12 protein-coding genes are annotated in these 12,661 nt (G+C 62.7%); 3 read left to right on the top strand and 9 right to left on the bottom strand.

What is annotated here, in order from left to right; genetic code table 11:
- Positions 1-345 precede the first annotated feature (345 nt).
- Both X735_RS0134940 and X735_RS140995 read right to left on the bottom strand, forming a co-directional pair.
- Positions 346-564 (bottom strand): exopolysaccharide production repressor protein, encoded by a 219-nt coding sequence (locus X735_RS0134940; RefSeq protein WP_245273286.1) that lies wholly within the window; start codon positions 562-564, stop codon positions 346-348.
- A 103-nt stretch (positions 565-667) separates the two neighbouring features.
- The gene (locus X735_RS140995) at positions 668-883 is read right to left on the bottom strand and encodes a hypothetical protein (protein WP_023813333.1); all 216 of its coding nucleotides are present in this window, start codon (positions 881-883) and stop codon (positions 668-670) included.
- A 14-nt stretch (positions 884-897) separates the two neighbouring features.
- Here X735_RS140995 and X735_RS141000 point away from each other — a divergent pair, with 14 nt between their 5' ends.
- The 3 genes from X735_RS141000 (at position 898) to X735_RS141015 (ending at position 3,587) form a co-directional block, all read left to right on the top strand.
- Positions 898-1,185: a hypothetical protein gene (locus tag X735_RS141000; RefSeq protein ID WP_023813332.1), complete on the top strand. Its 288-nt coding sequence runs from the start codon at positions 898-900 to the stop codon at positions 1,183-1,185.
- Positions 1,186-2,971: 1,786 nt separating this feature from the next.
- Complete coding sequence (locus tag X735_RS141010) at positions 2,972-3,271, top strand: DUF1236 domain-containing protein (RefSeq protein WP_031213630.1); 300 nt, start codon at positions 2,972-2,974, stop codon at positions 3,269-3,271.
- A gap of 70 nt (positions 3,272-3,341) precedes the next feature.
- On the top strand, positions 3,342-3,587 hold the full coding sequence (locus X735_RS141015) for a hypothetical protein (protein ID WP_031213628.1): 246 nt from the start codon (positions 3,342-3,344) through the stop codon (positions 3,585-3,587).
- 267 nt (positions 3,588-3,854) lie between these two features.
- Here X735_RS141015 and X735_RS141020 read toward each other — a convergent pair whose 3' ends face one another.
- The 7 genes from X735_RS141020 to ligD all read right to left on the bottom strand — a co-directional run bounded on the left by X735_RS141020 (position 3,855) and on the right by ligD (position 12,621).
- Positions 3,855-4,406 carry an isochorismatase family protein gene (locus X735_RS141020; protein WP_023813326.1) on the bottom strand — a complete coding sequence of 184 codons (552 nt, stop codon included), beginning with the start codon at positions 4,404-4,406 and terminating at the stop codon, positions 3,855-3,857.
- Positions 4,407-4,865: 459 nt separating this feature from the next.
- Entirely contained in the window at positions 4,866-6,062 is a 1,197-nt protein-coding gene (locus tag X735_RS141030) for a hypothetical protein (RefSeq protein WP_023813323.1), read from the bottom strand.
- Positions 6,063-6,253: 191 nt separating this feature from the next.
- Positions 6,254-7,024, bottom strand: coding sequence for an exodeoxyribonuclease III (locus X735_RS141035; protein ID WP_023813322.1), 771 nt, complete (start codon positions 7,022-7,024; stop codon positions 6,254-6,256).
- 4 nt (positions 7,025-7,028) lie between these two features.
- Entirely contained in the window at positions 7,029-7,673 is a 645-nt protein-coding gene (locus tag X735_RS141040) for an alpha/beta fold hydrolase (protein ID WP_023813321.1), read from the bottom strand.
- 209 nt (positions 7,674-7,882) lie between these two features.
- Complete coding sequence (locus X735_RS141045) at positions 7,883-8,998, bottom strand: tetratricopeptide repeat protein (protein ID WP_023813320.1); 1,116 nt, start codon at positions 8,996-8,998, stop codon at positions 7,883-7,885.
- The gene (locus X735_RS141050) at positions 8,995-9,900 is read right to left on the bottom strand and encodes a Ku protein (protein ID WP_024501732.1); all 906 of its coding nucleotides are present in this window, start codon (positions 9,898-9,900) and stop codon (positions 8,995-8,997) included. The genes X735_RS141045 and X735_RS141050 overlap by 4 nt, the downstream gene beginning before the upstream one ends.
- Before the next feature lie 237 nt (positions 9,901-10,137).
- Positions 10,138-12,621 carry a DNA ligase D gene (gene ligD / locus X735_RS141060; RefSeq protein ID WP_023813317.1) on the bottom strand — a complete coding sequence of 828 codons (2,484 nt, stop codon included), beginning with the start codon at positions 12,619-12,621 and terminating at the stop codon, positions 10,138-10,140.
- Positions 12,622-12,661 lie beyond the last annotated feature (40 nt).

Raw genomic sequence — 12,661 nt, 5'->3', positions numbered from 1 at the left:
TCCTCTATCTCGACGATGGGAGCACGAAAAAGACTCGCCCCGCCGGGAGCAGAGCGAGCCATGGCAGTGCCGATAGAGGTGGCAACCTCACCGGTACTGCTAGAGGACGCGAAGCATGATCACTTGTTCCACCTGACGGCCTGAGCCATGCGAAGCCGGTCGCGCATGCATCATGTTCCCACGACGACGCCGAAATGTTCCCACGATACGCTGTGCCGAAACCTCCAGCAGGGCTATGCCCAGACAACGCTGTCTCTCAGTGACCAAACACCGTGATCGCGCTGTGGGCGAGGTTCCCCGAATTTGCCCGGGCGCACACGCGCGAGTGATCCTGGCCAGCCGGTCTCAAAGCTGGACACCGTCGCGATGCAATGGCGGGAAGGCGTCTACCGGATCCTGGCTCGGCACGATATCGTGCGAGCGCCTGAAGATCAGCCTCATGATGAGCACGAAGTAGCCGACCTGCAGGACAAGCAGCGTCGCTATCGTCCAGGCAAATGCCTCCCAGAAAGAGCCGGTGACCATATAGGTCCACACCGCGACAATGAGAGCCGTGGCTGACATTCCTACGAGAAACTGCCCAAAATACATGGTTTCCCCAAACCGCCGAAACCGCGCCGGTTCCAACCAGTCCCTGCTCATCCCATTTCCCGCGAACAACATTTCATTATTTTAGCAACTTCGCAAGTAAGCGGCCGATCGCCACTGCGCGCTTTCCATTGCGCGGCGACTTGGCAACGGTGGCGATCCGGCGCGCGGCGGCGGTGCCGGCGGGGCTGGGCTGACGCGCCAGCCGTCGAAAATCCAGAAGCACGCCCGCTCTTTGCACTTCGAGCAGGGGAACAAATGCCGGCACGCCGAGTTTCGCCTCCAGTTTTTTCAAGGAAGGAGGCCGGCATGGCACCGCGCAACAAACCAAGCGCCGACATCGAAGATGACGCACCGCAGGCGGATGGGCCTACCATCGAGCAGCAGGATTGGGATGCGATCAAGGGCGGCGAGATCCTGCCAGAGTCCGTGCCGGAAAACGGCGACATGCGTTACGGCGTCGAAAAAGACGGCGATCTGCCCGACGAGGACGACGATAACGCGTACCAGGACAGCGACGATGCCCTTCCCGATGATGAGGAAGAAGCCGCGATCACGCGCGATCAGACCCGCGAGGGCCGATTCGACGAGACGTGAGCCATTCGTCGCCCGAGACATGACTGCCTGTTGTTGAACTTGCCAAAGCCACATTTTCCATGCCCGGTTCGCGGGAAAATGTGCTTGGCCGGCTAAGTTTTCCGCCTAGGCATTATATCAGATTTACCTAAAATAGCGGAACATCCAAGGGACATTATCGGAACTGAACAAGGCCCCTTGGACTTTTGCGCACGACGGATAAGACCTTGGTCCTACAGGAAAAAGCAAAAGCCCGACGTGACCGATTGAAGCTTCCAACGAGGGAACATCGGGGCCGTGTTCGTCGTTTGTCGAAAGCGGCCCCGCCGGGTGCCATGCCTGGAGAACAGCGCGATGCCCCACCGATCCACCATCATCAAGACGGGCCATGGCCCAGGAACGGCGATCGCCGTGCTCATGGTTGGATTAACGGCGGTGGGCATCGTGTTCCTTCTACTCGGCAGTTCACTTTACTTCAGTGAGCAGCCTGCGGACCAACGTGCCCTGTCTTCCCCGCCCGCTCGATCGATACACGCGGCCGATAGCAAAGCGGCAAACTGAACGAGCTACTGCTGAGCCATAGCGAGATTGCCGCCGCGCAAGTCCTCCAGACTTAGGCCAGGAAGATCCGCCATTGCCGCTGTCTGCAGTGCGGCGGCCGTGCTGGTGGTCATGCAGCGAAACGGACAGCTTCGGACGGTGTTTTGTCCATCGGAGAAGTTTTGGGTTGCTTGCATTAACATTAGATATATCTAATGTAGCGATGGCCGACGACCGCCAGAAGTCGGCTGGCCCGGCGTCCTCCCTTTGCACCTGGCTGCCGGGCCATTTCTTGTCCTCGCCTTGCCGTCTTCGCCTTTGTGTGGCGCGGATTCATCTTCGCGCCGTTTCGCCACGTATAGCTTCAGCCTCGACAAACAGCCTCCGGCTCGGCAGCCGCAGGAAAGATGCGGACGCCGAGCCCATCGCACTGATCAAATCGCTAGGACGTGCAGGCTAGCTGCTAAAATCGAAGGACGACCGAAGGGCCACGTCTGCGATAGCACCGGACGCGACGGCGACCATGCCGCCAGTAACTGCGGCAGACCCGTCTCCAACGCCGCCCGTGCCGGCGCCGGCGCCAGCCCCGATCCCGATCCCAGTCCCGATCCCAGCCCCGATCCCAGCGTCGATGGTCGACCGGCTGCACCTCCGCATGTGCACCTTCGTCGTCGAGGGCCTCTGCCTCAATTTCATCGAGAATGCCGTTTCCAGCGCTTGGAACACCGGCCGCTGCCTCGATCGGGCGAATTGCCCCTGCAAGGGCCGCGGCCCCGGCAATGCCAAACATCGCCGTCAAGAAGGATCGCCGATCCATAGTAACCTCCCAACGTTGCATAAGCTGAACGAAGCGCTCGGCTGCCGAATGAGCAGGCCAGCGCATGGTGAAAATAGAGGATTCGCCAGCCGCCGAAGCGGCTTGCGAATCCTATCAGCGCAGGAAGGGACGTTGCTGCGCCGATCGACGACATGTCAGCCAAGGACTATCCCCATCACCAGAAAGGTGACAGCTGTCGCGAAAATCGGTGCGAGCAACCAGCGCGCTTGGCCAACACTTTTGTCCATCTGTCTCTCCGAATTCCGGGAGACAAACAGCCATGAACAGAGAGCCGTTCCCGTCGGTAAGACCAATGCGCTCGCAGACCAGACTTAAGTCGCACGTCTCACCCGACCGAAGCCCCAGCGGAGGAACATTTTCATTTGGCTCAAGTTCAGTTGCCGTCAGCGTTGAACGATCCTGTCATGCTGACTCGCAAGGAGAAACGGTATGAAAATGCACCTAACGGGCGCCGCAGCGGCGCTATTGCTGTTGGCTGGTGTCGGCGCCGTTGCCGCTCAGGACGTTGTCATTCAGCCTGAACAGGACACGGTCATCCGCGAGTATGTGAAGAAGCAGCCTCTCGCTTCGGTCAAGGTTCCCGGTGTGGAACTGAATATTGGTAGCGCGTTGCCGGACACGGTCGAACTTCATGAGATCCCCGATGTCAAATACCGCTACGTGGTGGTCGACAACCGCACCGTCCTGGTGGATCCGGGCACCCGCAAGATCATCAAGGTCTACGATTGAATTTCGAACTGTCCAACCCGCCGCCAGCCATGGCGGCGGGTTGCCCAGCTTCCAATCAGGACGAGTGAAGATGACAAGCAAAGCTGTGACATCCCCTGCTTTGGGCGTTCGCCTGGCCGATCTCCAAGCCAGGATGCGTGATGCGCGGGTGACGGATGCCGAAATGAAAACCTTTCAAAAGGTCGCGGCCATCATGGAAGATCGTCATGGTCGGATCGATGCCGACGACCTGATTGCGGCATCGTTCCTCGCCGATCCGGTGCAGGACCCGGCAAACGCCCTGAGCGACATCCCGACAAGCCAGCAGACTTTTTGACTCCCTGACCGGGAAAGCGCGCCGAAAGTCTCAGCCGAATCCGCACTTTTGCTCCGGCCTATTCCGCTTTCGCGGAAGTTTCGAGCGGCCCGCAATGTGCAATGTTGCTAATGCGGCGGTACGAGCCGCCCTGGTTGACGCGGGCGCCCGAGCCATCCCAACAATGCGCCCCCCCCGTCCGCGTCGACCACGGCAGCCGCCTGTCTTCTCTCGCGAAGTCCTCAAGCCGGCCCGCCTGATAATGCGCGCTGCGGCGACGGTCGGGCTTCAGCCGCCGACAAGCGCCTTTGTGGTCACCAGATTGACGCCGGCCTCGGCGAATTCGCCATTGTGCCTGAGGATGACCTGCTCGGCACTCTCGCTGGCATTGTCCAGCGTGCTGTGCACATCGGAGACCACGGTCACGCCGAGCCCTCTGGCGATGGCGCCCTTGACCGTCGCGGCCACGCAAAAATCGGTCTGTGCGCCCAAGAGCACGACAGCACTCGCACCCTGACCGGCAAGCCAGTCGCCGAAGGCAGGATTGCTGAAAGCATCGCGAACGGATTTGGCAAAGGTCGGCTCGTCCGCCGCTTGGCCGAGCGCGGGCCAAACCGGCCAGCCCAGCTCATCCGGTGCCAACGGGTCGCCATCGGGTCCGTCATGCCTGATAAAAGCGACCTTGCGCCCGCCGCGCCGCGCCCAATCGATCACCGCCTTGGTGCGCTCGACAATATCAGGCGCATCATGGATCGGCTGCTCGTGCACACCGTCGAACATGCCGGTCTGGAGATCGATGACGATGAGCGGCGCATTGTCTGGGAGGCTGGGTGCTGGCATGGGTTTTACATAGCACGGCGGACAGGGTGATCAAGATTTCGCTCATTCCGGCGCGCCGGCAAACAGCACCACGCCGTCGCCGCCGGTGGCCGGCAGTCGCGGATGGTGCGGTCGTTGCCGCCGGTCAGCACCGCGCCGTCGGCGGCGAAGGCCACCGCATAAATCGGGCCGGTCTGGCTGTCCAACATTGCGATCCGGTTGCCGCTATTGGAGGGCGGGCGCCTTGCCGCGCCTCCTTGGATTTATTGCAGTTTGCCGATTTCAGCCCGCATGGTTGACAGATGGCCGCAGTCTGGCATCATCGGATCGGGATTTTAGGAGAGTCTGATATGAAAAAAATCTATGTGAAGCCATCGTTCTTGAAAAAAGGCCGGTTGTCGGCGGTCACTGCGGCCAACGGCTCCTCGTTGCCGACACCGCAATAATTTCAGCGCCACCTGCTCCTGGCGCGTCCAAACCTCAACGCACCAGGATCAGGTCGTCCAACACCATTTGCCAATAGTGCTTCGTCGACAGGCGAACACGCGTTACAGCTTTGAGCATTGGAGCGTAGTGCAGCGGCGTTAGCGCCGACAGCGTGACCTCGTCGCTTGCAATCAGCTGCTCGCCAAGCCAGCTTTCGATCAGCGCCACCTCCCCTTCCGACGCCAGCCAGGCGGCGCTCAGCATGACCGAGTGAAAGCCGAACGGCCGTTCGCAGCTGAATTCGGCCGGCAGCCCGCTGCTGGTGTAGAGCACATGGTCGCCGGAAACATTACCATTGACATAGCCCTGGCTGTCCTTGGTGAAGTCGCGGGCCATCGCATTCAGGTTGCGCCACGCCAATCCGGCATGGCCAGCCGGAATTTTCCTGAGGCTGCGCGACGTCACATCGTCGAAATCGATCGTTTCGAGGGCGGCATCAGTGTCGATGCCGGCGCGTTGCGGCGACAGCAGGCCGAGATCCGCCGAGTAGGGCGATAGCGTCAGCCGCCGCGCCAAGCCGCCGCCGCTGACGCTGACCGTGTCGGCTTCTTCAGCCAGGTCGAAGCTGAAGACGGCACCCGGCGCCAGTGCCCGCGTCTCCAGGACGTACCCATTCCCCGACACGGAGAGGGTCGCTGGTCCATCGCCGGCGACGCGCCCGCTGACGCGGCGCGGCGGTGCCAGACCGACAGGCAGCAGCATCTCCTGCGATACCATCCCGGCCGGCGAACCCGGCAGCGGCAGGAAGTGTCGGGACTGAATGTCATTTTCGCTTTTCGCCTGCCAGCCGGGCGGCACCGAAACCACAAAGCGCCAGTTGCCCGGCTTGCGGATCACTGCCTTTCTGCTTTTCACCGACATGGGAAAGTTGGCAAAGCCGGCATTGTTGGTGCGCGCGGACGCGGCGAGCTTGCCGGCTTCGTCATACAGCCGCACCATGATCCCGGCCATCGGCCGGTCTCCGGCGCCGTATTTGCCGTCGCGATCGACATCGAAATAGACGAAGGACGAGTAATTGAGCATACCCCCGCGGGCGTTCCAATCGGTACGGACGGCATAGTCGGCAGCCGGATTGGTTAGCCGCCGTCCCTTGCGACGGCTGCGCTTCCGCCACAGCAGCCAGGACGCGACAGCAGCCGCAAGCACCACAATGGCGGCGGCCAGTATCTGGACAGCGCCCAAGTCAGGCATGGAGCCTCGCTTCACAAATCTCATGGGGGATTGCGTTCACGGGCGATCCGGCTGCGTTGGGCTACTTGCCGACAGGTTATTGCATGTCGGCCAAAAGCGAACCCGGATTTGGGACAGCGACATGCATCGAGACAAAGACTTAAAGCGCGTTGCAGGAATCCGTTCAAGCGCGACGCATGAAAGCAGTCGCCTTACTTCAATTCCACCCACACCGGCGCATGGTCGCTGGCGCCGTCCTCGCCGCGCACGTCGCGGTCGATGCCGGCAACGGTCAGGCGGCGTGCCAGTTTCTTCGACAGCAGGATGTGATCGAGCCGGAGGCCCGCATCGCGCGGCCAGCGGTTGCGGCGATAGTCCCAGAATGTGTAGAGCGTTTCCTTCGGATGCTTCTTGCGCAGGGCATCAAGCCAACCCTGGTCGAGCAGGCGCTGGAACGACGCCCGGCTTTCCGGCTGCACCAGCGCGTTGTCCTCATAGGAGCGGGTGGGGTAGATATCGCGCGGCTCGGGCACGATGTTGTAGTCGCCGGCCAGCACCACCGGCAGGCCGGTGTCGAGCAACTGTTCGGCATGCACCTCCAGCCGCGCGTGCCAGGCGAGTTTGTAGGCGAATTTCGGGCCGGGCTGAGGATTGCCGTTCGGCGCATAGAGACAAGCGACGATGATGCCGTTCACCGCCGCCTCGATATAGCGGCTCTGCCTGTCGGCATCGTCGCCGGGCAAGGCATCGCGGGTCAGCACTGGCTCGGCACCCCGCGCCAGGATGGCAACACCGTTCCACGTCGGCTCGCCCTTCCACACCGCGCCATAGCCGGCCGCCGCCAATGCCGAGCGCGGAAACTGCATGTCGCGCGCCTTCAGTTCCTGCAGGCAGACGACATCGGGTTTTGCCGCAGCCAGCCAAGCCAGCAAATTTTCAAGCCGGCTGTTGATGTTGTTGATGTTGAAGGAGGCGATCTTCATCGCTTCAGGAAGCGATCCGACCCGACCACGCCTTCACCGTCTCGGCCAGCGTCTTCAGATGGTCGGCCGCCGAAAATCCCGAGATGCTCTTGCGTGGCTTGAGATCATGGTCGCCATCCTCCAGCCAGATAATCTCGATGCGGTCGGAAAGGCCATAAGTCGCAACCCCGTCCCTGGTGCCGAACTCGTCGCGCGTGCCCTGGAAGATCAGCGTCGGCGTCTTCAACCCGGCGAGGTGTTTTGTCCGCAATTGCTCGGGCTTGGCCGGCGGATGGAAGGGATAGCCGAGGCAGACCAGCCCTGAAATCTCGCCCTTGGCAAACATCTCGTCGGCGATCATGGAGGCGACGCGCCCGCCCATCGACTTGCCGCCGATGATCAGCGGTCCCGTCACGCCCTTTGCCCTGAGGTCGGCTATCGCCTTGATATATTCCGGGTTGACCGTCTCGGCCCGCGGCGGTGGCTTGCGGTGGCCGTAGCGGCGCGCGGCCATATAGTGGAATTCAAAGCGCGCGACCTGGAAGCCGGCCGCGGCCAGCGCCTTGGCGGTGGCGGTCATCGAGGGCGAATCCATCGACGCACCGGCGCCGTGGGCGAGCAGAATGGTGGTGGGCGCGGTGTCGGGACCGTCGAAGAGGAAGGCGGTCATGGGGCGGTCTCGCTGGAGAGGTCGAGTTCCGTCACACCCCCCTCTGTCCTGCCGGACATCTCCCCCGCAAGGGGGGAGATTGCGCGCTCAACCGCTTTCGCCAATCTCCCACTTTGCAAGAAGGAGCGGGACGCCCAAGCTTCCGATCTCCCCCCTTGCGGGGGAGATGGCCGGTAGGCCAGAGGGGGGTGTTCAAGCGCCAGCATCACTCACCCCGCCGCCCGCGCCAGCTGCAGATCCACGAACTGCACGCCCTTGGCTGCAACCCGTGCCCATTCGGACTCCGCGTCGAGTTCGAGATACCGCGCCCATAGCCGGCGCGCCTCCAGCAGATTGCCGGCGTCGAATTCCAGCCGGGCCAGATTGAACACCGGATCGGCATAGGTCTTGTCGAGCGCGATCGCTTTCTGCAGGTGCCTTCGCGCCGAGGCTTCGCGACCTTGCTCGCTCATCAGTCCGGCCAGGTTGAACCACGCCTCGACGAAGGCCGGGTCGAGTTTTATCGCATTGATATAGTCGTGCGCGGCGTCCGCCGCGTGGCCGCCGGCGCGCAGGCAGTTGGCGCGGTTGAAGGCGGCAATCGCATCGCTCGGATCGATGGCCAGGCAGCGCTGGTAGAGCGCGGCGGCCCCATCATTGTCGCCCTGCTCCTCCGCCGCTTCCGCCTCGGCGAACAACTCCTCTAGCGTGTCGTCACCCTCTGCCCCGGCTGTTCCGAGATCGAACAGCAACTGCCCATCGAGTTCGCTCTGGCCGCCTTCGAGATAGATGGCATCGGCGCGCCCATGCTGCGAGCCGACATTGAGCGACTTGGCGGTCAGCGACGCCACCGGGCCGGAGCGGTGGACGGAGCGCGCGATCGCCCCCCATGTCGCGCCGCCGGCGATGAGCCCGGCATATTTGCGCGCCAGGATCAGGTCGCGGAAGGAATAGGGTTCAACGTCATGCTCGAACGCATCGAACAGGCCGAGCAGGTCGAGGTCGGAGCCTGATAGCCGCGACTGATCGATCAGCGATTGCCGCGACAGCGAAGACGCTTCCGGTGTCTTCATCAGTCCGAGAAGGCGCAGGAATCCGTTCTCGCTGATCAGCGTTCGCCCGGCCGCGCGCTCGGCGGCGACACGGCGCTCGATCTCGGCATCGCCGTTCCTGGAGAGCCCGGCTTTGGCCAACAGTGTCCGGCCGAAGACGACATGCGTGGTGCGCCTGGTGATACCGCGCCGCAGCTGGCCGTGTCGGCGTTCCACTTCCCGCGCAGCCAGCCTGAGCGGAAAAGCCGCCAGCGCGCCTATCGTGCCAAAAACAGCGCCGGTCGGTGCCGTCATTTCTTGCTCTTGCCGACCGCCTTCAGCAGATTGGCCTTCAACGGATTTTCAGCAGCACCACCCGCTGCCGCCTTCTTCGCGGCGGGCTTGGCAACCTCGTCGGCCTTGCTTTTCGACTTGGCCGGCGGCTTCGATTGCGACAGGCTCGCCTTGAGCGCATCCATCAGATTGATGACATTACCGCGCTCGGGTGCCGCCGCGATGATCGGCTTGTGGCCTTTCAGCTTCTCGCGGATCATCGTCATGAGTGCCGCCTCGTAGCGGTCCTCATAGTTCTTCGGATCGAAGGTGGTTTCCTTCTGCTTGATCAGTGCTTCGGCGAGCTGCAGCATTTCGGGATCGGGCTTGCCGGCTGGGATGTTGCCGAAATATTCAGCCGTGCCACGCACTTCGTTCGGATTCCTCAAGGTGCACACGAACATGCCGTTCTCGCGCGCGCCGATCGTCACCACCCGCTCGCGGCTCGACAGCACCAGGCGTGCGATCGCCAGCTTGCCGGATTTGCGCATGGCTTCGCGCAGCACGGCGAAGGTCTCCTCCGCCATCGCGCCGTCAGGCGCCATGTAGTAGGGCGCGTCCTGATAGATGACGTCGACCTCGTCCTCGTCCACGAAGGCCTCGATGTTCATCGTGTGATTGGATTCGATGCGCACCGCATCGAGGTCGGCATCATCTATGATGATGTACTGCTTGTCCTCGTATTCGTAGCCCTTGACCAGATCAGCACGCTCGACGAGCCCCAATTCGGGGTCGACCGGTTTCATGTTGATGCGGTTGTGGGTCTTCTTATGCAGTTGGTTGAACGAGATGCGCTCGCTGGCGCTGGTGGCGGGATATAACCGCACCGGACAGCTGACGAGGCTGAGTTTGAGGTAACCTTTCCAACTTGCCCTGGGCGCCATGAAACACTCCTACGCGGCCATGCACTGACATTCACTGCAGCGCTTTTCGTCCGAAGGACGAACGAGGCTGCGCAAATCCTACACCGACCCCGCACAATACAGGCAAATCCCTGACGAAATCTTCCGCCACGTCTTTGAGGTCGTGGCGGAGAGAATAATTCAAATTGTCGGAAGCGTCGATGGCGTTGGGTTCCTCGCCCCGCAACGCTCTCCTCCATTTCATGGGGGCCGAGGAACCTAGTTCTTCAAGGTCGGCAAATCCCGCGCGAACTCGTCGATCTCGGCCCACGGATCGCCCGACGTCGCCAGCAGCCCCGGCAGGGAGGAATAGTTCAGATCCTGCGGCGCATCGATGGATTCGAGGTCGCTCCAACTGACCGGCGTCGAGGCCGGCAGATTGGTGCGGGCGCGCAGCGAGTAAGGTGCTGCCGAGGTGTGGCCGCGCGCATTGCGGTGATAATCGATGAAGATGCGCTTCTTGCGGTTGTCCTTGCCCATGGTGGTGGTGAAGGTGTCAGGCGCCGTTGCCGCCAGATGCGTGGCGATCGCGCTGGTCGCCTGGTGCAGCTTCTTCCAGTTCTGCGCGCCCGTCACCGGCACGGTGATGTGGATGCCGCTGCCGCCGGAGGTCTTGGCGAACGGTACCAGCCCCAGGCGCTCCAATTCGCCCTTGATGTGCACGGCGGCCTCGACCACCTCGCGCCATGAAATCCCTTCTCCCGGATCGAGGTCGAGGACGATCTGGTCGGGCCTGTCGAGGCTGGTGCGGTGGGTGCCCCAGGTGTGGAACTCGACGACGCCGAACTGCGCCAGCGCCAGATACCCTTTCGCGCCTTCGACCGAGAGATAGGATTTGGTCTCGCCCTCGGAATTCGTCGCCTCGAATGTCACCACTGAGGGCGGCATGCCGGTGAAGGCGTGCCGCTGGAAGAAGCAATCCTTCGGCAGGCCGGTCGGGCAGCGCACCAGCGACACCGGCCGGCCGAGGATGTGCGGCAGCATGAAGTCGCCGACCAGCGCGTAATAGACCGCGATGTCGAGCTTGGTCGGGCCGGTCTTGCCGAACAGCCGGCGCGTCGGGTTGGTCACCCAGATTGTGGCAAGGTCGGCCTCGGCGATCAGCCGCTTGCGTTTGGACGAGACCGGCGTCGACAGGCCGACATCCCTCAAACCACAGAAGACGCCGTGGCGCAGCGCATTGTCTGAGGTGCGGTTGGCGTAATGAATGCGCGCCGACAGCAGCGGCCGCACCCAGTTCATCTCGCGCATGATTTCGCGCGGGACACCCTCGGGCGGGGTGGCGCCTTCCCGCAGCGGCTCCAGCCTGGCGAGCAACTCACCGGCGGTGGCGGCATCGAAACCGGTGCCGACCTTGCCGCGATAATGCAATTCACCACCCTCGAACTCTGCCATGCCGAGCGCCGCCAGCCCTTCGGCCGCATCGGAGATGGTGAAGCCGGCGATGACGAAGTCGTCCGACAGCAGTGCCTTGGTCTTGGTCCAGCTTTTGGTTCGGCCGCTCTGATAGATGGCCGTGGCGCGCTTTGAGACGACACCCTCCAGCCCAAGTTCCGACACCTGGTCGTAGAGCCCCTGCCCTGAACCTTCGACATGGTCGGAGAACTGGATGGCGGAATTGGCGCCGAGGCCCGACAGCATCTGCGCCAGCAGCGCCTTGCGCCGGACCAGCGGCGCCTTGGTCAGGTCCCAGCCGTCGAGGTGGAGAAGATCGAAGGCGTAAAAATGGAGCTTGCTGCCGGCGCCCTCGGCCAGCGCATCCTGCAGCAGCGCGAAGCGGCTGATGCCCCGGGCGTCGAGCACCACGATCTCGCCGTCGATGATGGCATCGCGGCAGGGCAGCTTCGCGAACGCATGCGGCAGGTCGCCATAGCGCTTCGTCCAGTCGATGCCGCCACGGGTGATCAGCTTGACGACGCCGCCAGTGAGATGCGCCATGGTGCGGTAGCCGTCGAATTTGATCTCGTGCAGCCAGACTTGTTGGGTGTCGTCGCCATCGGGTGGTTTTGGCACCTGCGTCGCCAGTTGCGGCTCGATACGGGCAAGCATGGGAGCCTTGAACACGCCCGGCAGCGTGCCGGGCTTCAGCGATCCCTGTCTGGGCGCGGGTTTGGTGGCGGGCTTCGCCGGCGCCGCCAGCTCCTCGATGCGCAATCCGGATTTGACGCTTTCCGGCCGGGCCGTGAGGATGTCAAGCGCGGTGTCGGCGGCGAGGTCGCGCTCCTTGAACAGCAGCCAGTTCTTCTTGTTTTCGTCTTCGCCGGGTTTCGGCTTCAGCCGGGTCAGCATCCAGCCGCCATTGAGCTTGTCGCCGGCCAGCCGGAACTTGAAGGCGCCGGTTCGCAAGCTCTTTTCGACGTCGTCCATCGGCGCCCATGTGCCGGTATCCCAGACGATCATCGGCCCGCCGCCATACTCGCCCTCGGGAATGACACCCTCAAAGTCGATATATTCGAGCGGATGATCCTCGGTCTCGACCGCCAGCCTCTTGTCGGCCGGATTGAGCGAAGGCCCGCGCGGCACCGCCCAGCTCTTCAAAACATCGCCGACCTGCAGGCGCAGATCATAATGGTCAGCGGTGGCGTGGTGCTTGTGGACGACGAAGCGGTTGCCGTTGCTGCTGACGAGCCCGCCAACCGGTTCCGGCGTCTTGGCGAATTCGCGTTTGGCGCGATAGGCTTTGAGCTTTGGTGGAGTCGTCATCGCCAGGATCGAAGCACGGCGGCCAGGAACAAGCCAGTCA

Origin of the sequence: Mesorhizobium sp. L2C084A000, assembly GCF_000502875.1 — a bacterium.
GTDB lineage: Bacteria > Pseudomonadota > Alphaproteobacteria > Rhizobiales > Rhizobiaceae > Mesorhizobium.
Note: the sequence above shows the minus strand (reverse complement) of the source record. Positions and strands in the feature narration are given on the sequence as shown.

What these genes read in the sequence shown, in the direction of transcription:
- X735_RS0134940 (WP_245273286.1), bottom strand. Translation starts at nt 564, where the DNA reads ATGTCAGCCACGGCTCTCATTGTCGCGGTGTGGACCTATATGGTCACC.
- X735_RS141000 (WP_023813332.1), top strand. Translation starts at nt 898, where the DNA reads ATGGCACCGCGCAACAAACCAAGCGCCGACATCGAAGATGACGCACCG.
- X735_RS141010 (WP_031213630.1), top strand. Translation starts at nt 2,972, where the DNA reads ATGAAAATGCACCTAACGGGCGCCGCAGCGGCGCTATTGCTGTTGGCT.
- X735_RS141015 (WP_031213628.1), top strand. Translation starts at nt 3,342, where the DNA reads ATGACAAGCAAAGCTGTGACATCCCCTGCTTTGGGCGTTCGCCTGGCC.
- X735_RS141020 (WP_023813326.1), bottom strand. Translation starts at nt 4,406, where the DNA reads ATGCCAGCACCCAGCCTCCCAGACAATGCGCCGCTCATCGTCATCGAT.
- X735_RS141030 (WP_023813323.1), bottom strand. Translation starts at nt 6,062, where the DNA reads ATGCCTGACTTGGGCGCTGTCCAGATACTGGCCGCCGCCATTGTGGTG.
- X735_RS141035 (WP_023813322.1), bottom strand. Translation starts at nt 7,024, where the DNA reads ATGAAGATCGCCTCCTTCAACATCAACAACATCAACAGCCGGCTTGAA.
- X735_RS141040 (WP_023813321.1), bottom strand. Translation starts at nt 7,673, where the DNA reads ATGACCGCCTTCCTCTTCGACGGTCCCGACACCGCGCCCACCACCATT.
- X735_RS141045 (WP_023813320.1), bottom strand. Translation starts at nt 8,998, where the DNA reads ATGACGGCACCGACCGGCGCTGTTTTTGGCACGATAGGCGCGCTGGCG.
- X735_RS141050 (WP_024501732.1), bottom strand. Translation starts at nt 9,900, where the DNA reads ATGGCGCCCAGGGCAAGTTGGAAAGGTTACCTCAAACTCAGCCTCGTC.
- ligD (WP_023813317.1), bottom strand. Translation starts at nt 12,621, where the DNA reads ATGACGACTCCACCAAAGCTCAAAGCCTATCGCGCCAAACGCGAATTC.